At 60.1% G+C, this 24,474-nt stretch carries 23 protein-coding genes; 10 read left to right on the plus strand and 13 right to left on the minus strand.

The window, feature by feature from the left end:
• Positions 1-28: 28 nt before the first annotated feature.
• A complete protein-coding gene (locus CAF76_RS13715) occupies positions 29-514 on the plus strand; it encodes a glutathione peroxidase (protein ID WP_011335290.1) in 486 nt (161 codons plus the stop codon).
• The gene (locus CAF76_RS13720) at positions 511-972 is read left to right on the plus strand and encodes a MarR family winged helix-turn-helix transcriptional regulator (protein ID WP_064598306.1); all 462 of its coding nucleotides are present in this window, start codon (positions 511-513) and stop codon (positions 970-972) included. Before CAF76_RS13715 ends, CAF76_RS13720 begins: the two co-directional genes overlap by 4 nt.
• Here CAF76_RS13720 and CAF76_RS13725 read toward each other — a convergent pair.
• Positions 956-3,319 carry a response regulator gene (locus CAF76_RS13725; protein WP_371857909.1) on the minus strand — a complete coding sequence of 788 codons (2,364 nt, stop codon included), beginning with the start codon at positions 3,317-3,319 and terminating at the stop codon, positions 956-958. The genes CAF76_RS13720 and CAF76_RS13725 overlap by 17 nt on opposite strands.
• Positions 3,320-3,443: 124 nt before the next feature.
• On the opposite strand from CAF76_RS13725, the gene CAF76_RS13730 reads away from it, so the two are divergent.
• Positions 3,444-4,334: an ATP-binding protein gene (locus CAF76_RS13730; protein ID WP_007955716.1), complete on the plus strand. Its 891-nt coding sequence runs from the start codon at positions 3,444-3,446 to the stop codon at positions 4,332-4,334.
• Positions 4,331-4,813, plus strand: a complete 483-nt coding sequence (locus CAF76_RS13735; RefSeq protein WP_085647572.1) for a GAF domain-containing protein — start codon at positions 4,331-4,333, stop codon at positions 4,811-4,813. The genes CAF76_RS13730 and CAF76_RS13735 overlap by 4 nt, the downstream gene beginning before the upstream one ends.
• Here the strand turns inward: CAF76_RS13735 and CAF76_RS13740 are convergent, their stop codons facing one another.
• The 8 genes from CAF76_RS13740 to CAF76_RS13775 form a co-directional block, all read right to left on the minus strand.
• Positions 4,814-7,756 (minus strand): HD domain-containing phosphohydrolase, encoded by a 2,943-nt coding sequence (locus CAF76_RS13740; RefSeq protein WP_085647573.1) that lies wholly within the window; start codon positions 7,754-7,756, stop codon positions 4,814-4,816.
• Between the two features lie 49 nt (positions 7,757-7,805).
• On the minus strand, positions 7,806-11,450 hold the full coding sequence (locus tag CAF76_RS13745; RefSeq protein ID WP_085647574.1) for a transporter substrate-binding domain-containing protein: 3,645 nt from the start codon (positions 11,448-11,450) through the stop codon (positions 7,806-7,808).
• A gap of 8 nt (positions 11,451-11,458) precedes the next feature.
• Positions 11,459-12,085 carry a response regulator transcription factor gene (locus tag CAF76_RS13750; RefSeq protein ID WP_064598296.1) on the minus strand — a complete coding sequence of 209 codons (627 nt, stop codon included), beginning with the start codon at positions 12,083-12,085 and terminating at the stop codon, positions 11,459-11,461.
• A gap of 347 nt (positions 12,086-12,432) precedes the next feature.
• Complete coding sequence (locus CAF76_RS13755) at positions 12,433-13,761, minus strand: deoxyguanosinetriphosphate triphosphohydrolase (protein WP_064598294.1); 1,329 nt, start codon at positions 13,759-13,761, stop codon at positions 12,433-12,435.
• A gap of 68 nt (positions 13,762-13,829) precedes the next feature.
• Complete coding sequence (locus tag CAF76_RS13760; RefSeq protein WP_039770425.1) at positions 13,830-14,993, minus strand: EAL domain-containing protein; 1,164 nt, start codon at positions 14,991-14,993, stop codon at positions 13,830-13,832.
• A gap of 124 nt (positions 14,994-15,117) precedes the next feature.
• Positions 15,118-15,456: a hypothetical protein gene (locus CAF76_RS13765; protein WP_064598290.1), complete on the minus strand. Its 339-nt coding sequence runs from the start codon at positions 15,454-15,456 to the stop codon at positions 15,118-15,120.
• A complete protein-coding gene (locus CAF76_RS13770) occupies positions 15,453-15,839 on the minus strand; it encodes a phage holin family protein (RefSeq protein WP_011335280.1) in 387 nt (128 codons plus the stop codon). Before CAF76_RS13770 ends, CAF76_RS13765 begins: the two co-directional genes overlap by 4 nt.
• A gap of 2 nt (positions 15,840-15,841) precedes the next feature.
• The gene (locus tag CAF76_RS13775) at positions 15,842-16,156 is read right to left on the minus strand and encodes a YqjD family protein (protein ID WP_007955729.1); all 315 of its coding nucleotides are present in this window, start codon (positions 16,154-16,156) and stop codon (positions 15,842-15,844) included.
• 318 nt (positions 16,157-16,474) lie between these two features.
• Between CAF76_RS13775 and CAF76_RS13780 the strand changes: the two genes are divergently transcribed.
• Complete coding sequence (locus CAF76_RS13780) at positions 16,475-17,683, plus strand: ammonium transporter (RefSeq protein WP_085647575.1); 1,209 nt, start codon at positions 16,475-16,477, stop codon at positions 17,681-17,683.
• On the opposite strand, the gene CAF76_RS13785 is transcribed toward CAF76_RS13780, so the two are convergent.
• Positions 17,680-19,392 (minus strand): monovalent cation:proton antiporter-2 (CPA2) family protein, encoded by a 1,713-nt coding sequence (locus CAF76_RS13785; RefSeq protein WP_085647576.1) that lies wholly within the window; start codon positions 19,390-19,392, stop codon positions 17,680-17,682. The genes CAF76_RS13780 and CAF76_RS13785 overlap by 4 nt on opposite strands.
• 190 nt (positions 19,393-19,582) lie before the next feature.
• Here CAF76_RS13785 and CAF76_RS13790 point away from each other — a divergent pair, with 190 nt between their 5' ends.
• The 3 genes from CAF76_RS13790 to CAF76_RS13800 all read left to right on the plus strand — a co-directional run bounded on the left by CAF76_RS13790 (position 19,583) and on the right by CAF76_RS13800 (position 21,265).
• On the plus strand, positions 19,583-19,819 hold the full coding sequence (locus tag CAF76_RS13790; RefSeq protein WP_007955734.1) for a glutaredoxin family protein: 237 nt from the start codon (positions 19,583-19,585) through the stop codon (positions 19,817-19,819).
• Positions 19,820-19,984: 165 nt separating this feature from the next.
• Positions 19,985-20,302 (plus strand): hypothetical protein, encoded by a 318-nt coding sequence (locus CAF76_RS13795; protein WP_064598282.1) that lies wholly within the window; start codon positions 19,985-19,987, stop codon positions 20,300-20,302.
• Positions 20,303-20,371: 69 nt separating this feature from the next.
• Positions 20,372-21,265 (plus strand): pseudouridine synthase, encoded by an 894-nt coding sequence (locus tag CAF76_RS13800; protein WP_085647577.1) that lies wholly within the window; start codon positions 20,372-20,374, stop codon positions 21,263-21,265.
• An 82-nt stretch (positions 21,266-21,347) separates the two neighbouring features.
• Here CAF76_RS13800 and CAF76_RS13805 read toward each other — a convergent pair whose 3' ends face one another.
• Both CAF76_RS13805 and mobA read right to left on the minus strand, forming a co-directional pair.
• Entirely contained in the window at positions 21,348-21,569 is a 222-nt protein-coding gene (locus tag CAF76_RS13805; RefSeq protein ID WP_039770418.1) for a YgdI/YgdR family lipoprotein, read from the minus strand.
• A 78-nt stretch (positions 21,570-21,647) separates the two neighbouring features.
• Complete coding sequence (gene mobA, locus CAF76_RS13810; protein WP_064598277.1) at positions 21,648-22,250, minus strand: molybdenum cofactor guanylyltransferase MobA; 603 nt, start codon at positions 22,248-22,250, stop codon at positions 21,648-21,650.
• 81 nt (positions 22,251-22,331) lie between these two features.
• Here mobA and moaB point away from each other — a divergent pair, with 81 nt between their 5' ends.
• Positions 22,332-22,871, plus strand: coding sequence for a molybdenum cofactor biosynthesis protein B (gene moaB, locus CAF76_RS13815; RefSeq protein WP_064598275.1), 540 nt, complete (start codon positions 22,332-22,334; stop codon positions 22,869-22,871).
• A complete protein-coding gene (glp, locus tag CAF76_RS13820; RefSeq protein ID WP_085647578.1) occupies positions 22,855-24,081 on the plus strand; it encodes a gephyrin-like molybdotransferase Glp in 1,227 nt (408 codons plus the stop codon). The genes moaB and glp overlap by 17 nt, the downstream gene beginning before the upstream one ends.
• Positions 24,082-24,137: 56 nt before the next feature.
• On the opposite strand, the gene CAF76_RS28740 is transcribed toward glp, so the two are convergent.
• Positions 24,138-24,446, minus strand: coding sequence for a hypothetical protein (locus tag CAF76_RS28740; RefSeq protein WP_172829499.1), 309 nt, complete (start codon positions 24,444-24,446; stop codon positions 24,138-24,140).
• Positions 24,447-24,474 lie beyond the last annotated feature (28 nt).

Below are 24,474 nucleotides of genomic sequence, written 5' to 3' on the forward strand. Positions count from 1 at the left end.
GTCTACCCATTTCTCAAGAGTGCGCACCATGAGCGATAACCTGCTGAACATTCCGTGCACCACCATCAAGGGCGAGCAGAAGACCCTCGCCGATTTCGCCGGCAAGGCGGTTCTGGTGGTCAATACCGCCAGCAAATGCGGTTTCACGCCGCAGTACAAAGGCCTTGAGGAGCTGTGGCAGACCTACAAGGATCAGGGCCTGGTGGTGCTGGGCTTCCCGTGCAACCAGTTCGGCAAGCAGGAGCCGGGCAACGAGGGCGCCATCAGCGAGTTCTGCGAACTGAACTACGGCGTCAGCTTCCCGCTGTTCAAGAAGATCGAAGTCAATGGGACCGGTGCGCACCCGCTGTTTGTGCAATTGAAGAAACGCGCGCCGGGCGTGCTGGGCTCCCAGGGCATCAAGTGGAACTTCACCAAATTCCTGATCGGCAAGGACGGCCAGTTGGTCAAGCGTTTCGCCCCGGCCACCAAGCCGCAGGATTTGAGCCGCGAGATCGAAGCCCTGCTCAAATGAACAACCTGTCCGCCGATTCGCTGAGGCTCGACAGCCAACTGTGCTTCAAGTTGTATGCCGCATCGCGGGCGGTGATCCGTGGCTACAAGCCGATGCTTGATCGGCTTGGCCTGACCTACCCGCAATATCTGGCGATGCTGGTGTTGTGGGAATGGCAGCAAACCGCGCCGGAGCAACCGACCGTCAAGGCGCTGGGTGAGCGGTTGGCACTGGACTCAGGAACGCTGACGCCGCTGCTAAAGCGTCTGGAGCAACTTGAACTGGTTCAGCGTCAACGCTCGGCCCGTGACGAGCGCGAGGTTCATCTGAGCCTTACTCCACAAGGGCAGGCGCTGCGTGAACAGGTCGGGCCATTGAAGGCGCAGCTGTTGTGCGAGAGCGGGCTGGATCTGGACCGGCTCAACGAGTTGCGTGAGGGACTCGATCACCTGCTGGGCCAGATCAAAGCGTTGTCGTAGTTGGTATCCACTGATCCAGCAGCGCCGCCAGCTCTTCACGGCGAAACGGCTTGGCCAGGTAGTCGCTCATGCCCGCCGCCCGGCAGCGCTCCCGTTCCTCGGACATCGCGTTGGCGGTCAGGGCGACAATCGGCAAGTGCGGCCAGCGACCGCTCTGGCGGATCTGGCGGCTGGCTTCGTAGCCGTCCATCACTGGCATGTTGCAGTCCATCAGCACCAGATCGAACTCGTCGTGTTCCAGCTGATCCAGTGCCTCCACTCCATGGGCGGCAACCACGACATCGCACCCCAGTTTGCCCAGCATGCCCTTGGCCACCAACTGGTTGACCGGGTTGTCTTCCACCAGCAGCACCCGACCGCGCCGCTGCGACGGCACGCTCTCAAGGCGTGCACGGTCGATGGTGGTGAGGTCCGGCAACAGCGTCCGACGCAGATTCTGATACAGCGCGTTGCGAGCCAGCGGTCGGGCCTGCTGCTGCAACGGGGCGAGGGCCGCGGCTTCTTCACCCGGCAAGAAGCTGCCGTAGGCGGTCACCAGCAGAATCGGCGCCGTCATCACCGGGCGCAGGCCGAACAGGCATTCGGGGCAATCGGTGATGATGACGTCGGGGGACAGACCGAGCAGCGGATCGTCGAGGGTTCGCTGCTCGTAGGTCAGCCCCCAGACCGGCAGCAGGCTTTCCAGCAGTTCCGCCAGCCCGCTGACCGCGTTGGTGATCGCCAGCACCTTGCCGTGCAACGGTGGCGGAATCACCGCGCGGGTGTGGCAGGGCAGTGGCAGTTCGGCGCAGAACTGGCTGCCGAAACCCACTTCGGAACTGATCGTCAGACGTCCCTGCATGGCGTCGCACAGGTTGTAGGTCAGCGCCAGACCGAGCCCGGTGCCGCCGTACTGACGAGTGATGCCGGCCCCCGCCTGGGTGAACGGCTGGAAAATCTTCACCTGGGCTTCCTGGGCGATACCGATGCCGGTGTCGCAGACTTCGATTCGAACGCCGTCCTTCCAGGTGGACAGACGCACATCGACCCGACCGAAGCGGGTGAATTTCAGCGCATTGGACAGCAGGTTGCTGACGATCTGCCTGACCCGGGTCGGATCGCCGAGCACCAGCGCCGGAAAGTATGGATCGATCAGGCATGTCAGCTCGACGCTCGGTGCCGCGTTCTGTGACAGCAGGTTGGCGGTGTCTTCGATCAGTGAACCGAGATCGAAGGGAATGTGTTCGAGTTCAAGTTGCCCTGCATCGAATTTGGACAGGTCGAGAATGTCGTTGAGCAGCTCCACCAGCACTTTGCCCGAGTCGTGGGCGATGGACAGTTGCTGCTGCTGTTCGGCATTCAGCGGGCCGTCGAGCGAGAGGGCGATCATCCCCAGCAGGCCGTTGAGCGGAGTGCGGATCTCGTGGCTCATGTTGGCGAGAAATGCCGAGCGTGCTTCGGCCATGTCCAGCGCCGTACTGCGAGCCACTTCAAGCTCCTGGTTGGACTGGCTTAGTCGTGCATTGATCGCCTTGAGCTCTGCGGTACGCGCCGACACGATGTCTTCGAGTTGTGCGAGGTATTCAGTGAGGCGGTTTTCCGCATTGCGTCGCTGCTGGATTTCCGTGGCGATGTTCTCGAACTGCTGGTTGGCGACCTTGACCAGCACGCCGATCTCGTCATTGGCATGCCCGGCTGGACATTCCAGGGTGGTCGGCTCGGCGCTGCGCGGGTCGCGACCGCTGAGTTCGCGGATTACCCGTACCAGCGGTTTGGTCAGCATCACATAGAACAGCGCGAGCAGAATTCCGGTGAGAATCAGGCTGCGGGCGAAGCCGTTGAGCAACGTGACCTCGGCACGGCGCAGGAAGCGGCTGCCGAACGCGTAGGTGTCGACTTCCAGTTTCAGGGTGCCTAGGGATTCGTTGGGCAAGTGATCGAGATAGAGGCGGTCTTCAAACTGACGTTTGGCGCCGAACAGGAAGTCGCTGATCATCCGGTAGCCGCTTTGCAGCTCCGGCCGTTTGACGTTGGCCAGCACCGTCTGATTGTTGTCGGTCAGTTGCGCCGAGATGATCGCTGGCGAGCGCAGCAGGCCCAGGGTCAGTTCTTGCGCCAGTTCGGCGTCGATGTTGTAGGCGATGCGCGAGGCCGGGTTATGGCTGATTTCCAGCAACGACAGGATTTCACGGTTGATGGACGCGTCTTCACTGGCATAATCGATGCCGATTTGCAGCAGGCTGAGCAGCGTGCCCAGAATGAACCCGACCAGCACGGTAAGCCGGGCCTGTTTGTACGACAGCCGGTGGGTGAATTTGATATCCATGGGGTGTTGAACCACTTCCGTTTCCCTTCGCTGCTCAAGCATAGTCGATCATGCACGGATTCCGGGGTTCCCGAAGCGCCTTGTAACAAGGCCTGGGACAGGTTTCGAACGCTGTCTGTCGTCGCTGCACCGCCATCATTACTGTGAACGAGCCCGAGGAGAAGACGTGGATTCCCGATTGAATGCTTTTCTTGAGCGCGCCGAGTCGGTTCTGGCGCGGATCGAACCACTGCTGCCGGCGCCACGCCCGGTCATCGATTGGGGCACCTGCCTTGCCGCTCGCTGGCAACGTGACGGTCGCAGCGGTTATCTGCTGCCGCTGGAAGTCAGCCTCGACATGCGCCTGTCGGACCTGATCGGCGTCGACCGGCAGCTGGAGCAACTGGGCCGCAACACTCAGCAATTTCTCGACGGCATGCCGGCCAACCATGCGCTGCTGTGGGGGTCGCGCGGTACCGGTAAATCGTCGCTGGTGCGCGCGTTGCTGGCTGAACACGCCAAGGCCGGTTTGCGTCTGATCGAAATCGAGCGTGATCACCTGGCGGACCTGCCACGGGTGGTGGAGCAGATCGCCAAGCTGCCGCAGCGTTTTGTGCTGTTCTGCGATGACCTGTCGTTCGAGTCCGGCGAAGGCGACTACCGCGTGCTGAAAAGTGTGCTGGACGGCTCCCTCGAACAGGCGCCGGACAACGTGTTGTTGTACGCCACCTCCAACCGCCGCCATCTGGTGCCGGAGAAGGAAAGCGACAACGAAAACTGGAAGCGCGTCGATGGCGAACTGCATCCGAGCGAAGCGGTGGAAGACAAGATCGCGCTGTCGGATCGCTTCGGCCTGTGGCTGTCGTTCTATCCGTTTACCCAGGAACATTTCCTCAACGTCGTCGAGCACTGGATCGGCCAGTTGGCCGCCAAGGCCGGCCTGAGCTGGGAACGCGACGAACAACTGGACATCCTCGCCGTGCGCTGGGCAACCGGCCGCGGCAACCGCAACGGACGTTGCGCCTACCAATTCGCCCGTTATTGGGTGGGACTGAAATTGTTGGAGCACAAGGCATGATTGATTTGCAGCAGAGCGGCCAGGGCCTCGAAGGCTATGGCATGTTGGCCGCGCAACTGGAGTCGCTGCTGGCGGACGAGCGCGATTTCATCGCCAACGCCGCGCAGTTTTCGGCGTTCCTGTTCAACCAGCTCGATGACCTGAACTGGGCCGGTTTCTACCTCAATCGCAATGAAGAGCTGGTGCTCGGCCCGTTCCAGGGCCAGATCGCCTGCGTGCGCATTCCGTTCGGTCGGGGCGTTTGCGGCGCGGCGGCTGCCAGCCTGCAGACGCAGCGGGTCGAAGACGTTCATGCGTTCCCCGGCCATATCGCCTGCGACAGCGCGTCGAACAGCGAACTGGTGGTCCCGTTGGTCAAGGACGGTCGCCTGATCGGTGTGCTCGACCTCGACAGCCCGAAGCTCGCGCGTTTTGGTACGGACGATCAGACCGGTATCGAACAACTGGCGGCGATCTTCCTGCGTCTGACCGATTGCTGATCACGTCGTCAGGCCTGCCTTGAGCAGCACGGCCGCCGGGTCCACGGCATCGATCTGCCGTGGATCGAGAAAACGCGTGGCGTATTGCAGATACACGCCATCGCGAATGAACAGCTCGAACAGCTCGGCATCGATGTGCGCGTCGCGGCACATGGTGGCCATGATCCCCAGTGCTTCGCTCAGGGACTTGGCCTTTTTGTACGGGCGATCGGCGGCGGTCAGCGCTTCGAAAATATCGGCAATCGCCATCATGCGCGCCGGCAGGCTCATGTCTTCGCGCTTCAGGCGCTTGGGATAACCGGTGCCGTCCATTTTTTCGTGATGCCCGCCGGCGATTTCCGCGACGCTGTTCAGGTGTCCGGGGAAGGGCAGGTGGCTGAGCATCAGGATCGTCTGCACCATGTGGTGGTTGATGATGTAGCGTTCTTCGCGGGTCAGGGTGCCCCGGGGGATGCAGAGGTTGTACAGCTCGCCGCGATTGTATTTGTAGGGCGGCACGTCGAGTTTGAAACCCCACGGATTGTCTTCCGGGATCAGCTCGCTTTCGGCGCGCTCCAGCAGATGTTCGGGCTTGTCCGCCAGCAGCGGTTCGGTGACCGGCAGGGTCGGTGCCGGGGTGCGTGCCTGACGCCGGTTCTCCTCCCATGACAGGCCCAAGCGATCATCCAGCGTGCGCGTCCAGGTGCGTTGCGCGATGCCTTGCAGACGTTGCAGGTCAACCTCGAGCATGGTTTCACTGCCCAGATTGCAGCGGGCGACGAACGCAAAATCATCATCCAGTGCTTTCAGGGTGGCCTCGCGTAGACCGGCCAGTTGCTGTTCTTCACCGCCCAACGCCAGGGCTTGCCAATAGTTGATCCAGGCGTCGCGCTTGAGCACTTCGAAGCGGGTGCGGATTTCGTGAAGGCGATCGTTCAGGGTCTCCAGCTTGGTGGCTTTGTCGACCACGTATTCCGGGGTCGTGACCTTGCCGCAGTCGTGCAGCCATGCAGCGATGTGCAAGGCTTCCCATTCGTCTTCGCTCGGCTGGTAATCGCTGAAGGCCGGGGCCTGACTGGCTGCAGCGGCACGGGCGAGCATCAGGGTCAGTTCCGGCACGCGCTGGCAATGCCCGCCGGTATAAGGACTCTTGGCATCAATGGCGCCGGCCAGCAGTTGAATGAACGCATCCAGCAGTTGTTTCTGTCTGGCTTGCAGGCGTTGACTCTCGATACTCACCGCGGCCGCCCCGGACACCGCTTGCAGAAAGGCGATGCGATCTGGCCGGAGTTTTTCCAGGTCACTCGGCGTGCCGCCATCGTTGATCAACAGCACCAGCACGCCGACGGTTTCGTTGTGCCGGTTATGCAGACGGATTCCAACCAAATGCACCCTCGGCGAACCCATGGCCAGCAGCACTTTCTGCAGGTCGGTGGCCTGTTCGAAACCCAGGTTGCTCACGACCGTGTCGGCGTTGGCCAGTTGCCGGAACCATTCGGGGCTTTGCGAGGCTTCTAGACTGCGGCTTTGCAGATCGAATGTCGCCAACGGTTGAGACGAGTCTGCGACCACCAGGCCGTAGGGCTCCATGCGATTGCCATCGTTTTCACGCAGATAAATCAGCCCCGCCTGGGCCTGGGCGATCTGCACTGTCTCGAACAGTACCCGTTGCAGCAGCGGGTCGAAGCGGGTTTCGGCGGTCAGGCTGTCAGTGATGCGAAAGAAGCTGGCCAGGGTGTCTTTCATGCGAGCCATCGACAGGCTCAACTGGTCAATCTCCAGCACCAGCGATCGGCGGGTCACCGGGAAATTGAAGTCGAAGCTGCGAATTGCATCGGCTTCCTTGACCAAGGCATGCAAGGGCGTCACCAGCACCCGCGAGATCAGCCAGCCCAGCGGCAGACATAGCAGCAAGGTAGCCAGCGTGATGAGCGCTCCTTGCCAGCGCAGGCGATAGGCATCGACCAGCAGTTCGTCTTCGGGCACCAGTAAAGCCATCTGTAAACCTTTCGGTCCGCCTTCCTGCAGCTGGCTGCGGGCGACGATCCATTGTCGGCCGTCTACTTCGAGCCGATTGCCCTGGTGCCCGGACAACAAGGTGTGCAAGGCGGGGCTCAAATCGGCAGCCTTGGCCAGGCGCGCCGTGCGGTCATCGACGATCAGCCGGCGGCTGTCGGGGTAAGCCACGGCGTTGCCGTCGGCGTCGAACAGGACGATTTCCGTGGCCGGTGTCACCACGTGTTTGATCAGGGTCGCGGAGAGTGCATCAAGGGTCAGGTCGGCGCCGATCACGGCGTACTCGCCGCTGCGTCGGGCCAGCGTCGTGCCAACGTTGTGGGTGGAGAAAAAGACGTAGGGTTCGGTGGTGATCTGTTCGGCCTGCTGCCGTGCGTTGATGTACCACGCCCGGCTGCGAGGATCATAAGGATCATCGGGGTGGTCCTGTCGGCCGACCAGGGACAGTGCCTGGTCGAAGAACAGTGATTGTGAATGTGTCTGACCGCTGGCGTCATGTTCGATGCTCCAGACTTGAAACGCTGCTGCGTCCGGTGCCTTGAGCAGGGTTTTCAGCGCTGACGTGCGCAACGGACGAACCATGAAAAAATCGCCATTGCCATAACCCAGATACAGCGAGGCCAGATCCGGGTTGTTCGTCAGGGATTGACTGAACGGCTTGAGCAGCGCCATGCGCGATTCGAGGTTGAAAGATCCGGCGGCGGGGGTCTCTGCCAGCAGGCTCAGCAGGTGCCGGATCGGTGCATAAGTGGCCTGCAGGTCGAGACGTACATCCTGTTCGATCCGGCTGAACAGCTTTTCACTGCTCGACAGAATGATGTGTGTGGTCTGGTGGTAGTTGAACAAGCCCAGCACCACCCCGGTGAGCAACAGCAGAAAGGTGAACATGACGCTGATGTGTACATGCAGCGGAAACCGGCGTCTTTCCGGGCGCAGTGGGCTGGGCATTGCAGACTCTCCGTGTAGGTTAAGCACACTGCTCAGCCTTCAAGCATAGTTAAGCCCCGGCCATTTTGCTTTTGGCGATCCGCGCCAGTTGCTGTTCCAGTGCCTGCTCCAGTTCCAGGATAGCGAGGCGACTGGCCTGGCAATGACGCTCGATTTCTTCCCACGGCAGTGCTTGCAGACAAGCCTGCTCAAGCGCATCACAGCAGTCGATCAGACGCGAGGCCTGGGCAATGCGTGCGGCACCTTTGATCTTGTGTGCGATGACGGCCAGCGCGGAGGGATCCCGGGTGAGGGACAGTGCTTGTAACTCCTGCCGATCGAGGCGACTGCTGTTGAGCAGTTCTGCCAGCAGTCGGTGGGTTTGCGAGGGGTTGTCACCGGTCAGCTGCGCCAGCCCCTGCAAGTTGAACGCCGGTGCACGAAATAGCGGCTGAACACCGTTGACCCATTGGCTCAGGCTGTTGAGGCTCAGGGGTTTGAACAGGCATTCGTTCATGCCTGCCTGTTTGCAGCGCAGGATCTCTTCCGGCTGGGCATTGGCGGTGAATCCCAGCACTGTGCAGGCCGGGCGACTGGTAAGCTTTTCGTGCTGACGAATCGCCCGGGTCAGCTCATAACCGTTCATGACGGGCATGTTGCAATCGGCGATGACCAGATCGAATTCGCCGTTCTTCCATTGTTCCAGCCCGCGCTGGCCATCTTCGGCGATACAGAATCGATGGCCGAGGTATTCCAGTTGCTGGCACATCAGCAGTCGATTGGCCGGATGGTCATCGACCACCAGAACCGTCAACGGAATCAGGGATGTCTGAATCTGTGGTTCATCTTCAGCTCTCGCCACTTGTGCAGGCAGAATGGTCACCGGTAGCGATACCCGAACCTGGGTGCCAATTCCGGGCAGGCTGCTCAATCGCAGTTTTCCACCCATCATTTCGCACAGGTTGCGGCTGATGACCAGCCCGAGCCCCGCGCCGCTGACGGTTCGTTGCCCATCCTGGCCGGCCTGGGCAAAAGGTTCGAATAACCGCAACTGATCCTGCGTCGTGATCCCGATGCCACTGTCCTGTACGGTCAGCTGCACCATCGAGCCTTCGCTATCATCCGTGGGCAGAACATCCAGAGTGATTCTGACCTGTCCTGCCTCGGTGAACTTGATCGCATTGCTGATCAGGTTCGACAGCACCTGTTTGAAGCGCAGAGGATCGAGTTCCACATCGACATTCAGTTCAGGAGGCGAGACGGACACTGTCAGTGACAGCTGTTTCTGCCGGGCGAGCCCTTCGAAGATTCGCACCACCGAACCCACGGTGTCGATCAGGTTGATTCGCTCGGGATTCAGGCTCAGTCGCCCGGATTCGATGCGGGCAATGTCCAGAATGTCACCGATCAGGCCCAGCAGATCCCTGGCCGAATGGTAGGCCGTTTCGATGCCGGAGCGGTCCGGGTGGGTATGATCCATGCGTTTGAGCGTCAGCTCGAGCATGCCGATCACTGCGTTCATCGGCGTGCGGATCTCGTGACTCATGGTTGCCAGAAACGTACTCTTGGCCCGGTTGGCTTCGTCTGCCCGTTCCTTGGCCGCGCGAAGTTCATCGAGCAGTTCGCGGCGTTCACTGATGTCGATCCAGCCGCCGATGATCCCCTGGACTTCGCCGCTGGAGTCCCGGTACGGCAGGATCCAGTGATAGATCGTCAGTCGTCGGTTGCCTATATGCAACGGCCGGTCGAGCACCAGTGGTTTGCCTTCGGTCACTACCCGCTGATAGTCGGCCTGATACGCCTGTGCCTCGAAAGCGTTGTTCAGTGCTCCCTGCATGACATCTTTGCCGATGACGTCTTCGCGCCGGGCATTGAAGGCCTGAAGATAACTGTCATTGCAGCTTTGCAGCAGGCCCTGTCGGTCACGCACGTAGATTGGGTGGGGCGTCCCGTTGACCAGTGAACCCATGAACTCCAGTTGGTCGTTCAAGGCCCGTTCGGCCGATTTGCGTTGTTTGATCTGGCGCCGCATGTAGGCATTCCAGAGCAACGACAGCAACAACAGCAGGCAGGCGCCGCCGATCAACTGAAAGAAGAAACGCTGGTATTGATGCCAGGTGCCTTGCGAAATGTTTGAGTAGCCCCGCCAGCGACCATTGATGATGCCCAGTTCTTCGGGTGTGATGCTCATCAGCGTCTTGTCGATGATCGAGCCCAGTTCCGTGTTGTCCCGGGCAGTCGCCAGAGAGAACGCTGCCTGCCGGGTGCCGATGGTGGTGGTGATCTGCAGGGGATGTTCGAAGGTTCGCGAGGCAATGAAGTAGTTTGCGATGACGAGGGAATTCACTGCGCCTTCGACCTGACCTTCGTCGAGCAGCGCCACTGCACTGAAGGTGTCCGGCGTTTCGATCAGATGGATGCGTGGAAACTCGCTGCGCAGGTATTCGATCATCGGATTGCCCTGAGCAATCGCCAGGCGCTTGCGTTTGAGTTGACCCAGGTGAGTAGGGCTGTCGGCGGCTTTTCGGGTCAGCAGTACGTATGAATTTTCCAGGTAGGGACGACTGAACTTCAGGGTTTCCTCGCGCTGGGCAGTAGGGAGCAAGGCTGCGATCAGGTCAGCCTGGTGGTGTTCGACCTGCTTGACCATTTCGGCGTCGCTGCGGCTGCGACGGATTTCGAAGCGCAGTCCGGTGCGCAGACGGATGAGTTCCAGCAAGTCGGCGCTGATGCCGCGAAAGTTGCCGTCACTGTCAAAAAACGTCAGGGGCGCGAAAGCCTCGTTGACGACCACGCTCAGCACCGGATGTTTTTTCAGCCACTGCTCTTCACGTTTGGTCAGTTGCAGCCTCTGGTCGGTCAGAAGTACGTCGCTGCCCACGCTCCACCGTTTGGCGATATTTTCGCGCTCGCTGCCCGGCACGGCCTTTAGCGCAGTATTGATGATGGCGAGCAGCTGTGGATTGTTGCGATGTACGGCGAAGCTGAAACCGTGAGCCTCATGCTTGCCGAAACTGGCCATGCGGATGTTGTTCAGGTAACCCTTGTTGATCATGTAGTGGGTGGAAATGGTGTCGCCGAGAAACACGTCCGCCTGGTCGAACGCGACTGCGTTGATTGCGTTCTGGTAGGACGGATAAGAGGTGATGAGGGCCTTGGGATACATGGCCTTGACATCATCCAGCGGCAGGTAGTGATACAGCATGCTGAGTCGCAGGCCTGCCAGACCTTCGGTCAGCGTGCGGGTTTCGCCCTCACGTGTCACAAGGACCGGTTGATCGATGGCGTAAGGCCTGGACAGTACTATTTCGGCGTTTCCTGCCTCGAATCCGTTGGCAGTGCCGATCATGTCGATCTGGCCGTCGATCAATGCCCGTATGGCGACCTCCCGCGTGGCGAAGCGTTTGACCCTGATCGGCAGACCGGTCGCCTGACCAATCAGTACTGCGTAATCCGCCGTGTAGCCTTCGTAGTCTTGTCCGCTGGCCGTCATGTCGAAGGGAGGATAGTCTGGCGCGGAAGTCCCCAGAACCAGCTCATTGCGAGTGTGCAGCCACGCCACTTGCGATGGATCGAACAAGGCCTGCACCGTCGGTTCGCTCGAGCGACCGAGCAGGGTGAAATCTTGCGAGGTGGGTGATGCGGCTGTTGCAGAGGTGCAGAAACCCAGGCATGCACTCAATGCAATCAGGAGACTCACTAAACGGCTGGGCATGTTGGCTCTCACACGAGTGCGTTACGTTTGGCCATTTCGATAAGTTCTACGAGAGACTTGGCCTTCAGTTTTTGCATCAGTCGTTTTTTATAAGTGCTTACTGTTTTGTTGCTGAGAAACATGCCTTTGGCAATTTCCTTGTTTGTGCGGCCTTGGGCGAAAAGTTGCAAAACCATGAGTTCCCGATCATTGACTGATTTGAAAAGTTCCAGCTCGGCATAACGCACGTCATCATGACGAACAGGGTTCAAAGCCTGGCTTGGAAAGTAGTTGTAACCGGAAAGGACCGCTTTGATCGCACTGACCAGTTCACTCAGGTCTTCCTGCTTGCACACGTAACCCGATGCACCCGACTGCATACAGCGAATGCCGAACAGGGTCGGGCATTGCGCAGTCAGTACCAGTGTCTTGAATGGCGAGCTCATGGCGTTGAAGCGGGCCAGGACTTCCAGGCCATCGAGCTTGGGAATGCTGATGTCGAGAACGATCAGGTCGGGCATGCATTCGCGAATCATCTGCATGGCATCGACACCGTTATCGGTTTCTCCGACGACTTTATAACCTTCATGCTCCAGCAGCATTCGAACGGCGAGGCGGATGACCGGGTGATCGTCGACAATAAAAACGGAGTTCATAATCAAATCCCATACGAGCGCAAATAAAGGGCGAACCTTAGCTCAGTTGCATGAACACTCGCATGAACCGACAGGGTATTAGCAGCAATCTAGGATAAGTCCTACAAATAAAGAAGAATCAGACTACGTGTTAACTAGGTTTGGCGTAGGTAGGCGCGTGAGATGTTCGATGGCTGGACTTGATGAAGTTTACGGCGCACGGAAAAATTTATCGGGTAAAGGCTTTCAATGATTGTTGTTAGTTGATTTCAGGTTTTATTTTCAGCCCTGCCGACTGCACAGACTTTGGAAGAGGTTCAGTCGTCGGCGCCCGACCGATCCATTGCGGATCGGTCGGGCAGCAGACGTCAATGGCTGGAACGTCCGGTCATTTCCAGCGCCATGTCACTGGCGTAGCTGTCGGTCATGCCGGCGATGAAGTCGATCATGCGCAGGAACGATGCGTGCAGCGGACCGCGCGGATCCGGTGCATTGTTGCCCAACAGGTCGAGGATCCGGCGGCTCTTGAAGGACGGCGTGCGGCCGTTGTGCTGTTCCAGGGCGGCACCGCAGAAGGCGTTGAGCAGGATCTCCAGGGTCGTGTAGGCGCCGATCTCATGCAACGTCTTGCGCTTGTCCTGGAAAATTTTCTTGCGGGCGATGTCCTTGGCGTTCAACACGCAACGTTTGGCCGGACCGTGCATGTGTTCCACCAGATCCCCCGGCAGCGTACCGGCCAGCAGTGCGTCCTGTTGTTCGACGAAAGCCCGGGCGGCGGCGTTGGTCAGGTGCTCGATGGCTTTGCCGCGCAGGATCGCCAGTTTGCGCCGGCGCGAATCCTGCGGGCCGAGCTGGCGATAGGTTTCCGGCAGGTCATCGCCCACCAGACCGAGCAGCAGCGACTCGACTTCGGCGTAATCGAGCAGCTCCATTTCCAGGCCATCTTCCAGATCGATCAAGGCGTAACAGATGTCGTCCGCCGCCTCCATCAGATACACCAGCGGATGGCGCGCCCAGCGCTGTTCTTCGAGTTGCGGCAGCCCCAGTTTGTGGGCGATCTGTTCGAGCAACGGCAGTTCGCTCTGGTAGCAGCCGAATTTGTGCTTTTTGTAACCGAGGGAGTCGGCGTGACGGGCGGTCCACGGATACTTCAGGTAAGTGCCGAGGGTGGCGTAGGTCAGCCGGGTACCGCCGTCGAACTGGTGATACTCGAGTTGCGTGAGTACCCGGAAGCCTTGGGCGTTGCCTTCGAAGTTCAGGAAATCCCCTCGTTCGGCATCGCTCATCGCATCCAGCCAGCCGCGGCCCGCAGCCTGCTGGAACCAGTGACGGATCGCGTCTTCGCCGGAATGGCCGAACGGCGGGTTGCCGATGTCGTGTGCCAGACAGGCCGATTGAACCACCATGCCCAGATCGCTCGGATCGCACCATTCAGGCAAGGCGCGACGCAGGGTTTCGCCGACGCGCATGCCCAGAGAGCGGCCGACGCAACTGACTTCCAGCGAGTGGGTCAGGCGGGTGTGAATGTGGTCGTTGCTCGACACCGGATGCACCTGGGTCTTGCGCCCCAGACGGCGGAAGGCGCCGGAGAAGATGATGCGGTCATGGTCTTTATGGAACGGGCTGCGGCCAAGTTCCTGCGGGCTGTGCAACGGTTTGCCGAGACGTTCGCGGTTGAGCAGGGTATGCCAATCCAAGGCTGATTCTCTCCGTCTGGTGACTGATTCCCTAGCTTCCCGGTTCAGGCTGGCATCTGCAAGCGCAACTACAGCCCCGCCGCATCGATGTCGATCAACAGCAGGCGCTCGCCGTTATCGAAAAACTGTCCGGCGGTCAGGCAATACTGGTTGCTGGTGGCGTCGCGGTAGGTGTTGGAAAGGGTCAGGCGCCGTTCCTCCCAGCCTTCGGCCAGCAGGTGATAGAAGTAGGGGCGCCACGACCAGTTGTGACCCAGATAGCGATTGTCGGCGACCCAGCCGCTGGGGCGCCACTCCAGGTTTGGCGTCAGTTGGGTGCCGTGGCGGTCACATTGATAAAAACGCAGCAGCCAGGGGAAGGCGTCGAGCTGTGGCAGGGCGCTGAGCGGAGCGCGGGCCTGGGCCCAGGTTTGGAGGATGGTCATGAGTTCGCTGAGCTGCTGGCGCATGAACATCAGCTTGCTGCGCTCGGCCAGCTTCTGACGCACGTAAGACTGGCGCAGCTCGGCAAAGCGCTCCACGAAGTCATTCGTACCGAAAAGCGCCTCCTGCGCCCGGGCGAACAGAAAACCCTGCACGTAGCGCGATCCGCATTCCAGCGCGAAATTCAGTTGCGCCGCAGTTTCCACGCCTTCGGCAATGATCCAGCAGCCGGTCTTTTCGGCCATTTGCGCGAGGGCCTTGACCACGTCACTGCTCGGCCCGCCCAGTGCGGCGGCCTGGAACAGACGCATGTCGAGTTTGAGAATATCCGGTTGCAGCGCCAGCACACGATCGAGCTGCGAATAACCTGCGCCGAAATCGTCGATAGCGATCCGGGCGCCGGCATCGCGGTAGCGCGCCACGACTTCGGTCAGGCGCTGGCTGTTACCGCCCAGTTCAGTGATCTCGAAAACAATCCGTTGCGGGTCGATACCGTGCCGCGCGAGTTGCTTCAGGCTGGGCAGTGCCTGATCGGCACGCAAGCGGCTGATCCAGCGCGGTGACATGTTCAGGCTGAGAAACCAGTCCGGCGGGGCTTCGTGCAGTCGACTCAGCGCATTGTCGCGGATCTGCCGGTCCATTCGGCGCAGCGCGATGGCCGGGGTGCGCGGGTCGGCGAACAGCGGTCCGACCGACGCCAGTTGGCCATCGGCCTGGCGCAGACGGCCCAGTGCCTCGACCCCGGCAATGCGTCCGGTGGCGGTATCGATGAAAGGTTGAAAGCAGGCGAGCGGTTGCCCGTCGATCACGGGGCCTCCTTGTCGTTCTTGTTCTGGTCGAATTCTGCCGGCCGGACAGGCAAGCGGGATTGAACCTCCGGATAAGAGATTCAATCCCGCCGGTGTTGCAAGAATGCAGCCAGATGCGTGGGGATCAGCGCTTGCTCGAACTCTGCATGACCAGCTTGATCAGCGGAGCGAGGCTGGTGCCCAGGCGGATCAGTCGGGTCAAACCGCCGACGCCACCACTCTTGGCCCCTTTACCCGTGATGAAACCCAGTAGCGTCACAGCCGCCACGCCCCACAACGGCGCGTGCTTGATGCCGAAACCACCCTGCAGGTTTTGCGTCATGCCACGCATGCGTTGCAGTGGTTGCAGGACCTGGCCGGTTTCATGGCGGATTTCCTGACGATGCATTTCCATGCGCAGGCGGATCAGTGCCTTGCGCATTTCCCGGCGTGAGCTGTTGTGCGGAAGTTCAGGCAGGCTCATGGCAGCAGGCGCTCCCGATCATTGGCCAGTTCTTCCAGCGTGCCGTGGAAGGGCGAGGATTCATCGAAGATCGCGGCTTTGAGACGCAGCGCGCAAAAAATTGCCGCCAGGGTGTAAAACACGCACAGACCAATGATTGCGGCGAGGCGATAGGTGTCCCAGAACACGATCAGTACGAGGGTCGACAGGCCGACCAGCAACAGCAGCGCAAACACCAGCGCCAGGCCGGCGAACAGCAACAGGCTGACGGTGCGTGCTTTCTGTTCCTGCAGTTCGATGCCGAACAGTTCGACGTGGCTGTGCAGCAGGCCGAGAACGGCAGCACCCAGACGACGCGTGGAGGAGGCGGTGCCCGAGTTCGGGCCGGATTCACCGATCGACATGATCAGCGCCGCGTGGCCAGCAGGCCAATCAGAAAGCCGACGCCGGCGGCGATGCCCACCGATTGCCACGGGTTGGCCGACACATATTCCTCGGTGGCGGTGACCGCCGCCTGACCGCGCTCGCGCAGGGTGTCTTCGGTCAGCTTCAGGGTTTCCCGCGCGCGCAGCAGGCTTTCGTGGATCTGTTCGCGCAACTCATCGGCCTGATCACCGGCCAGCGTGGCGGTGTGCTCCAGCAAGCGTTCAGTGTCGCTGACCAGGGTCTGGAAGTCGTTCATCAGGATTTCTTGAGCAGTCTTTGCCTTGATGCTGGCCATGGGGGATCTCCGTAAGTGGCGTTCTGAAGCGGTGTTCTGAAGCGTTCGAGTATGAGCCAAGAGTGAAGGTTCAGTACAAATGACTGGTACAAACTTTGCTGTGTCGTGGTGCGTCGATCGGTGGCAGTGCGCTGTTGCCGGGCGTGAAACCGGGCAAACCTTGTCCCGGATGATGAAGGTTCATGTCAGCCCATCGACCTTGTGCGCCAAAGCGGTTCACCGACCTGCCGGATCAGTGACTGCGTGGTCGCAACTTGGTGCATGAAATGTGCGCATGAACCGCTTTGGTGCCTTTTTCAGCCTCGGGTCTGCCTCCTCATGGAAAATCTGCAAAGCGCTGTGGACACGCTGGTCCACAGTTCCAACACGTTGTTCATTCTGATCGGTGCGGTCATGGTGCTGGCCATGCACGCCGGTTTCGCGTTTCTGGAGGTCGGAACGGTTCGCCAGAAAAACCAAGTCAATGCACTGTCGAAGATTCTCAGCGACTTCGCGGTGTCGACCCTGGCCTATTTCTTTATAGGCTACTGGCTCTCGTACGGGGTGACCTTCCTGCAACCGGCGGCGGTACTCAGTGCTGATCATGGTTATGGACTGGTGAAGTTTTTCTTCTTGCTGACCTTTGCTGCGGCGATCCCGGCGATCATTTCCGGCGGCATCGCCGAGCGAGCGCGGTTTGTGCCGCAACTGTGCGCCACGGCGCTGATCGTTGCGTTCATCTACCCGTTTTTCGAAGGCATGATCTGGAACGGCAACTACGGTGTGCAAGCCTGGCTGACCGCGCAATTCGGTGCAGCCTTCCATGACTTTGCAGGTTCGGTGGTGGTGCATGCCATGGGCGGCTGGCTGGCGTTGGCGGCAGTGCTGCTGCTCGGGCCGCGTAACGGACGCTATCGCGATGGCAAGCTGGTGGCGTTCGCGCCGTCGAGCATTCCGTTTCTGGCATTGGGGTCGTGGATTCTGATCGTCGGCTGGTTTGGCTTCAACGTGATGAGCGCGCAAACCCTGCAAGGGGTCAGCGGGCTGGTGGCGGTCAACTCGCTGATGGCCATGGTGGGCGGAACGGTGGCGGCGTTGATCGTCGGTCGCAACGACCCTGGCTTCCTGCACAACGGCCCGTTGGCGGGGTTGGTGGCGGTGTGCGCCGGTTCCGACCTGATGCATCCGGTCGGTGCGCTGGTAACCGGCGCGATTGCCGGTGCCCTGTTTGTCTGGTGCTTCACAGCGGCGCAGGTCAAATGGCGCATCGACGACGTGCTCGGTGTCTGGCCGTTGCACGGTCTGTGTGGCGTGTGGGGCGGCATTGCCTGCGGGGTCTTCGGCTCGACCGCGTTGGGCGGACTCGGCGGCGTCAGCCTGATCAGCCAGTTGATCGGCACCGCCCTTGGTGTGGCGGTGGCGCTTATCGGCGGTTTCGCCGTCTATGGTTCGATCAAGGCACTGCATGGTCTGCGCCTGAGCCAGGAACAGGAGTACTACGGCGCCGACCTGTCGCTGCACAAGATCGGCGCGGTGAGCCAGGACTAGGTCTCCTCATCGTCGGCTCCGGGGTAAAAACCGTGAAGCAGGCGATAACGATCGATACGCACCTGATCGACTTTCTCCTGCACCCGGTGCGCGGGGAACCCCAGCAGGATCAGGGCATGGGAACCGAGCATCAGGCTCGACTCCAGCAGTTCCGGCACCACTTCACTGGCGCCGGCTGCTTTCAGCTCGGCCGACTGGCTGTCGTCCCGGGTGCGCACCAGGATCGGCACTGTCGGGTTGAGGCGTCTTGCCTCCTTGAGAACCCGCAGAGCCACGTCGGCTTGATCCACAGCAATCACCAGCAACCTGGCGCGCAGCAAACCGACGGCGGTCAACAGATCGCCGCGGGTTGAATCGCCGTAGTGGACGTCGCGCTCGGCGTTGGCGGCTTCCTGGATCCGCACCGGATCGTTGTCCAGCGCGACGTAGGTTTGCCCGGCATTGCGCATGAAACGCCCGATCGACTGACCGACACGGCCGTAGCCACAAATCACCACATGCCCGTCGAACCCCGCATTGAGGGCGCTGATTTCCTCGATCTGCGCTTCCTGGTTGGGTTTGCGGTGCAGGGCGGCGGCGATGCGCGGTGCGGCGCGTAACAGCAGGGGCGTCAGCAGCATCGAGCAGAAGGTGGCGGCGAGCAGCAGCGCACCGAGTTCGGCGGGGAGCAACCGGGTTTGCTGCATCTGTGCCATCAGGGCGAAGCAGAATTCACCGCCCTGGGCGAGGGCGAGGCCGCTGCGCCAGGCCGTTTCACTGTCGCTGCCGCGCCATTTCACCAGCAGCGCCACCACCAGGCCTTTGATCACCAGTAAACCCAAGGTCATCCCGATAATCAGCAGGCTGTGGCTGGCGAACAGTTGCAGGTCGATCAGCATGCCGATGCTGACGAAAAACAATCCCAGCAGAATGTCGCGAAACGGCCGGATATCGGCCTCGATCTGATGTCGGTAATGGCTCTCGCCCAGCAGCATGCCCGCGAGGAACGCGCCGAGGGCCGGTGACAGGCCCAGCAGGTGGGTCAGCCAGGCCGTCAGCAGCACAATTACCAGTGCCAGCAGTACGAACAGCTCCGCCGAGCGGGACGCCGCGACTTCCTGAAACAGGCGGGGAAGCAGCCAGCGGCTGGCCAGCAACAAACCGAAAAACAGCAACACGGTCTTCAGCAAGGTCAGAGGCAACGCCCAGTACCAGGCCTGATCACTGCTGCCGGCGAACACCGGCACCAGCGTCAGCAGCAATACGGCCACCACGTCCTGGAACAACAGGACACCTACCGCGTTCTGGCCATGGCTGCTGAAGATTTCGCCGAGGCTGCTCAGTTCCTTGGTCACAATTGCCGTGGATGACAACGACAGGCCGGCGCCCAGCAGCAAGGCCGGTGTGGTGGGCATGCCCAGGAGCATCAGCACGCTCCCAAGCAGCAGGGTGGTTATCAGCACCTGCTGGCTGCCCAAGCGGAAAACCACCTTGCGCAGGGCAATCATTTTCGACAGGGAGAATTCCAGCCCCAGGGAAAACAGCAGAAAAACCACGCCCAGCTCGGCAAGATCCGGCAAGTGTTCGCTTTCATTGATCCAGTCGAACGCCTTCGGCCCGACCATCAATCCCACGCACAGGTAGCCCAGCACAGGTGGCAGGCGCAGGCGACGGAACAGGGCAATCATCACCAGGGATGACGCCAGAATGATCAGCAGATTGGCAAACACAAGACACTCCGGAACAGGTCAGGCTCTTCAAGCGTAGAGGTAAAAAACACCGGAGCATCGCGTAAACGGCAATTTTGTGGGCTGATTTACATCAGGGTTTTGCGAAGAGCGGATTTGAGCCCGGTGGGCAGGTCGACGGGCCTTGCGGGCAGGCCTAGAATGATCACTCGATTTTTGGGGTTGAGCGCACATGCTTCCTGAATGCCAGTTGTTCGGCACCCTGGGGTGCCATTTGTGTGAAGTCGCCGAGGCTGAACTGATGCCTTTTGTCGAGCATGGTCTGCTGGTGGAACTGGTGGATATTGCTGACGATGAGTCGTGGTTCGAGGCCTACAGCCTGCGGATCCCGGTCTTGCGCAGGGTCGATACCGGCGCGGAACTGGGATGGCCGTTCAGCGCCGATCAGGTAGTGGCATTCCTGCGTTAATGGTCTTCTTCCTTCTGCATTGATGGCGCTCGTCACCTTCGCTCAATCACGACTTGGCACTTTTCGGGTTATTCGGTTACTGTATGCGCATACAGTAATTGAGTTGGCCTGCCATGCCGTTTTCGGGCATTCGCCAGGGCAAGCCGGATGTCAGAGGGAGTCACCGTGGTCAATGTCGAACAGTTGAAAAGCAGCGTGAACGGGATGTCGGTTGACGTGGTGCGCGAGGCCGTCCACGAATTGCGCCTGGACGGTCTGGTCACGGAAGGCAAGACTCCCTTCAACAAGCTGCATTTCAATACGTGCTTTGCCGAGATCGAGGCCTTGTTTCAGCGCGCCGGTTATCACAAGCAACTGGATGTGGTCGGTTATCAGGGACTGTTGTACGCCTTGTACGACCCAGGCCGCTGGGAGGCCGTCGATGTTCTGCGCTGGCTCAAGGAATTCACCGAGGCGGCGGCGCTCAAATCGATCCCCGCCTGATTCTGCGCTAGGTCTGCTGCGCCCGGTGTTGGATAATGCCGCTCTGCTTTGAAGGTTCGAGTTCTCTGTATGTCCAGCACCCCCACGTTTTCCGCCGCACTGAATCAGGCCAGCACGCTGTATCTGCCCCCCGGCAACTGGCGGACAGTGCTCGACTGCCTGTGTGAGCATTTCAGTGCCATCGGGCGCGATCAATGGCTGGATCGGATTGCCCGGGGCCGGGTGCTGGATGGTCAGGGGCGGCCGATCGCGCTGGATTTGCCCTACAGGGAAGGGCTGCGCATTCACTACTTTCGTGAAGTGCCGGATGAAAAACCGATTCCGGTAGTTGAGTCGATTCTGTATGCGGACGATCATCTGGTGGTGGCCGACAAGCCGCATTTCCTTCCGGTGACCCCGGCAGGCGAGTACGTCGAACAGACGTTGCTTCGCCGATTGATCCGGCGCCTGAACAATCCCCATCTGGTGCCGCTGCATCGGATTGACCGGCACACGGCCGGGCTGGTGATTTTCTCGGCCAACCCACAGACGCGGTCGGCATATCAGTCGCTGTTCCCCACCCGGCAGATTGAAAAACGCTATGAAGCCATTGCGGCCGCGTTACCTGGGCTGGACTTTCCGTTGGTACACAAAAGTCGTCTCGTCGATGGCGAACCTTTCTTCCGCATGAAGGAGGGGGCGGGTGCAAGTAACACCGAAACGGCGGTGGAGGTGCGTGAAAGGAATGGTGATCTCTGGCGCTACGGCCTGTATCCGGTGACCGGCAAGAAGCATCAGCTGCGAGTACACATGACGGCGCTGGGGGCGAGCATCTGCAATGATCCGTTTTATCCCGACGTGCTCAAAGACGTTGAGGATGACTACGCCAATCCGCTGAAACTTCTGGCGCAAGGTCTGCGATTCATCGATCCGGTTACGGGGCAGCCCCGCGAGTTCGAGAGCCGCATCACGCTGGACTGGTGATCCCGCTATCGATTGTTTTCGGTCAGACACGAAAAAGCCCGCATATTGCGGGCTTTTCTGTATCGGGTGTCGAACTGAAGAATTAAAGCTCTTTGACAGTACGAACCTGATCCTTGTTGATGCGAGTGTGCTTGCCGTCCAGTTGTTCGAACTCGTAGAAGCCCGAATCTTCATCATATTTAGGGGCGTCGACAGCCTGGATTTCGCGACCGTCATTCAAGGTGATCACTGTTGGCGAGGCGCAACCGGCGAGGGTGGCGAGGCCCAGTGCGAGCATGAAAGTGGCGAGGGTCCGTTGAGTCATGAGTGTGTCTCCGAAGGGAAATTCTTTTGGTTACTGAGCTTGAGACGTATACAAGGCGTGCAAGTTCCTTGAGTGCTGTCAGTCTGACACAGTGTTGTGCGAACTCAACAGTTCAGGGGTGTTGAGATTGGCCAGGCGTGGGTCGTTGTCAGGGCAAACCAGGGCTTGGGCATCAAGAGTGCGCATCAGCCGGCCGGGGCTGCGTTCTCCAGCGTTCCAGGCGTTTTCGAAGGCGGGCAGGAGTGCCACGGGGATTACGCAAAGCAGCGGTTCCCAGTGATCGTCATGGCGCAACATTAAAGGTTTTTCAGAATTCAGACTGGCCGCCTCGCGCATGCTCTGCAGCAACGCAAGGTCGATGCGCGGGACATCGCAGGGCAGTACCAGCAGGTGGGTGTGGCGCGCGGCTTTCAAGCCGGCACGAATGCCGGCCAGCGGACCGGGAAAATCTTCCTCGTCATCGCCTACCAACTGGTCGGCAAATGGCGCATAGCGTTCACGATTGCGGTTGCAGGAGATGATCAGATCATCGGTCAACGACCGAACTTTACGATGAAGATGCGCGATCAACGGTTCACCGTGCCATTCCACGAGCCCCTTGTCCTTGCCGCCCATGCGCTGGCCGCGCCCACCTGCCAGTAACAGAATGGAGCAAGGTGGTAATGGCGTGTTCGAGGTCATGGCAACTCTCCGCGGGGGCGGCGAAAAAAGGGGGCGCTGTGATATAACACCGGGCTGTTTCTCCTACAACTGGACGAGCCTATGAAAGCCAAGGCTGATGTACCTTTCGCACCGCTCAATATCGCAGTGCTGACAGTCAGCGACACCCGAACCCTGGAAACCGATACCTCCGGCCAGGTCTTCGTCGACCGTCTGACGGCCGCCGGCCATCATCTGGCGCAGCGCGTGCTGCTCAAAGATGACCTGTACAAGATCCGTGCGCAAGTTGCCCACTGGATTGCCGAAGACGTCGTGCAAGTCGTGCTGATTACCGGAGGCACCGGTTTTACCGGTCGCGACAGTACACCGGAAGCCGTTGCCTGCCTGCTGGACAAACAGGTCGATGGTTTTGGTGAGCTGTTTCGCCAGATATCGGTTGCCGACATCGGCACCTCCACCGTGCAATCCCGAGCTCTGGCGGGATTGGCCAATGGCACGCTGGTCTGCTGCCTGCCAGGTTCGACCAATGCAGTGCGCACCGGTTGGGATGGCATCCTGGCCGAGCAACTGGACTCACGTCACCGCCCTTGCAATTTCGTTACTCATTTGAAAAAGGCAGCGCCTTGTGAATCCCGTGGGTAAGCCGGGCAAGACCGGCAGCCTCATGCCTGTTGAAGAGGCATTGGCGCGTTTGCTGGAAATGGCCGAAACCTCGCGGATTGTCGAGTGCGAGTCTTTGCCACTGGCGCAGATTCACGGGCGGGTGCTGGCGCAGGATCTGATTTCGACGCTGGATCTGCCGCCATGGCCGAACAGCGCCATGGACGGATATGCCTTGAATCTGGTCGACTGGACCGGCGAGCCGTTGCCGGTCAGTCAGAAGATTTTCGCCGGTCAGGCACCGGAACCTTTGAAACCGGGCACCTGTGCCCGGATCTTTACCGGCGCGCCGGTGCCTGCGGGGGCCGACTGTGTCGAGATGCAGGAAAACGTCGAGATTCATGCCGATGAGCGCGTGAGTTTCATCGAAACGATGGTGGCCGGGCAGAACATTCGTCCACAAGGCCAGGAAACGACCGTCGGTGAATTGGTCTTGTCCGCAGGAACTCGGCTCGGTCCGATCGAGCTGGGGCTGGCTGCATCGCTGGGTTGTGCAGGGCTTGAGGTCGTTCGACAGGTTCGTGTGGCGGTTTTGTCCACCGGAGACGAGTTGGTCGAGCCCGGCACGACATTGGGGCCGGGACAGATCTACAACAGCAACCGGGTGCTGTTGTGCAGCTGGTTGCAGCGCCTGGGATATGAAGTGGTTGATGCCGGCATTCTGCCTGATGACCTGCCCACTACCCGTGCGAAACTCGGGGAGCTTCAGGATGTAGACCTGATTCTGTCGACCGGTGGGGTATCGGTCGGAGAGGCGGATTTCCTCGGAATTGCATTGCGGGAAGAGGGCGAGCTGACGCTTTGGAAGCTGGCAATCAAACCCGGAAAGCCGCTGACGGTCGGGCACTTTCGCGGTGTCCCGGTGATTGGATTGCCGGGTAATCCTGCCTCGACACTGGTGACTTTCGCCTTGTTGACCCGACCTTATCTGTTACGTCGCCAGGGCGTGCAGGATGTCGAGCCGCTGAAGTTTTCGGTGCCCGCAGGATTTGTCTGGCCCCATGCTGGTAACCGCCGTGAATTTCTGCGAGGGCGCCTGGAGCAGGGGCAAGCGATTATCTACCGTAACCAGAGTTCGGGCGTTCTGCGCAGCGCTGCCTGGGCCGAGGGGCTGGTGGAGGTACGGGAGGGAGAAGTCCTGGCCGAAGGAGACCTGGTGCCATTCATTCCACTCAGCGAGCTTCTCGGTTGATCGCAGGTATTTGAAAGGCAGGCACAGTGGTTACACGATGCCTGCCTTTCTGCCAGTCAACGACTGATCAGTGCAACGAGCTGGTCGAACCGGCTATTGGCAATCCAGCCCACCAGTCCGAGCACCATCGCTGTCGCACCTGCCGAGTAGGCAAGGCGGTGCTTGATGGCTTTGACGTCTCCTCTGACTTCGTCCATGTCGCGTCGAATGTACTTGAGGTGAGTTTCCAGCTCGGTGATACGCGGTTCCATATTGTTTTCTCCGGTATTTCTGGCGCTGCATTTGAATTCGTCTTTGAGGCTGGCGCGACTTTCGGAGAGAGAGGCAACCGGACTCACGGCTAGTCCTGCTTCATGGCTTTGCATGGAAACGTCCACCTGCTGCAGTGGGGGT

The organism is Pseudomonas sp. B40(2017) (assembly GCF_002112855.1).
Classification (GTDB): Bacteria; Pseudomonadota; Gammaproteobacteria; order Pseudomonadales; family Pseudomonadaceae; genus Aquipseudomonas; species Aquipseudomonas pharyngis.

Coding starts and splice junctions, on each gene's coding strand:
- CAF76_RS13735 (WP_085647572.1), top strand. CDS start 4,331: ATGATTGATTTGCAGCAGAGCGGCCAGGGCCTCGAAGGCTATGGCATG.
- CAF76_RS13750 (WP_064598296.1), bottom strand. CDS start 12,085: ATGAACTCCGTTTTTATTGTCGACGATCACCCGGTCATCCGCCTCGCC.
- CAF76_RS13770 (WP_011335280.1), bottom strand. CDS start 15,839: ATGTCGATCGGTGAATCCGGCCCGAACTCGGGCACCGCCTCCTCCACG.
- CAF76_RS13775 (WP_007955729.1), bottom strand. CDS start 16,156: ATGGCCAGCATCAAGGCAAAGACTGCTCAAGAAATCCTGATGAACGAC.
- CAF76_RS13720 (WP_064598306.1), top strand. CDS start 511: ATGAACAACCTGTCCGCCGATTCGCTGAGGCTCGACAGCCAACTGTGC.
- CAF76_RS13745 (WP_085647574.1), bottom strand. CDS start 11,450: ATGCCCAGCCGTTTAGTGAGTCTCCTGATTGCATTGAGTGCATGCCTG.
- CAF76_RS13790 (WP_007955734.1), top strand. CDS start 19,583: ATGCTTCCTGAATGCCAGTTGTTCGGCACCCTGGGGTGCCATTTGTGT.
- CAF76_RS13780 (WP_085647575.1), top strand. CDS start 16,475: ATGGAAAATCTGCAAAGCGCTGTGGACACGCTGGTCCACAGTTCCAAC.
- CAF76_RS13765 (WP_064598290.1), bottom strand. CDS start 15,456: ATGAGCCTGCCTGAACTTCCGCACAACAGCTCACGCCGGGAAATGCGC.
- CAF76_RS13800 (WP_085647577.1), top strand. CDS start 20,372: ATGTCCAGCACCCCCACGTTTTCCGCCGCACTGAATCAGGCCAGCACG.
- CAF76_RS13740 (WP_085647573.1), bottom strand. CDS start 7,756: ATGCCCAGCCCACTGCGCCCGGAAAGACGCCGGTTTCCGCTGCATGTA.
- CAF76_RS13715 (WP_011335290.1), top strand. CDS start 29: ATGAGCGATAACCTGCTGAACATTCCGTGCACCACCATCAAGGGCGAG.
- mobA (WP_064598277.1), bottom strand. CDS start 22,250: ATGACCTCGAACACGCCATTACCACCTTGCTCCATTCTGTTACTGGCA.
- CAF76_RS13805 (WP_039770418.1), bottom strand. CDS start 21,569: ATGACTCAACGGACCCTCGCCACTTTCATGCTCGCACTGGGCCTCGCC.
- CAF76_RS13725 (WP_371857909.1), bottom strand. CDS start 3,319: ATGCTTGAGCAGCGAAGGGAAACGGAAGTGGTTCAACACCCCATGGAT.
- CAF76_RS28740 (WP_172829499.1), bottom strand. CDS start 24,446: ATGCAAAGCCATGAAGCAGGACTAGCCGTGAGTCCGGTTGCCTCTCTC.
- moaB (WP_064598275.1), top strand. CDS start 22,332: ATGAAAGCCAAGGCTGATGTACCTTTCGCACCGCTCAATATCGCAGTG.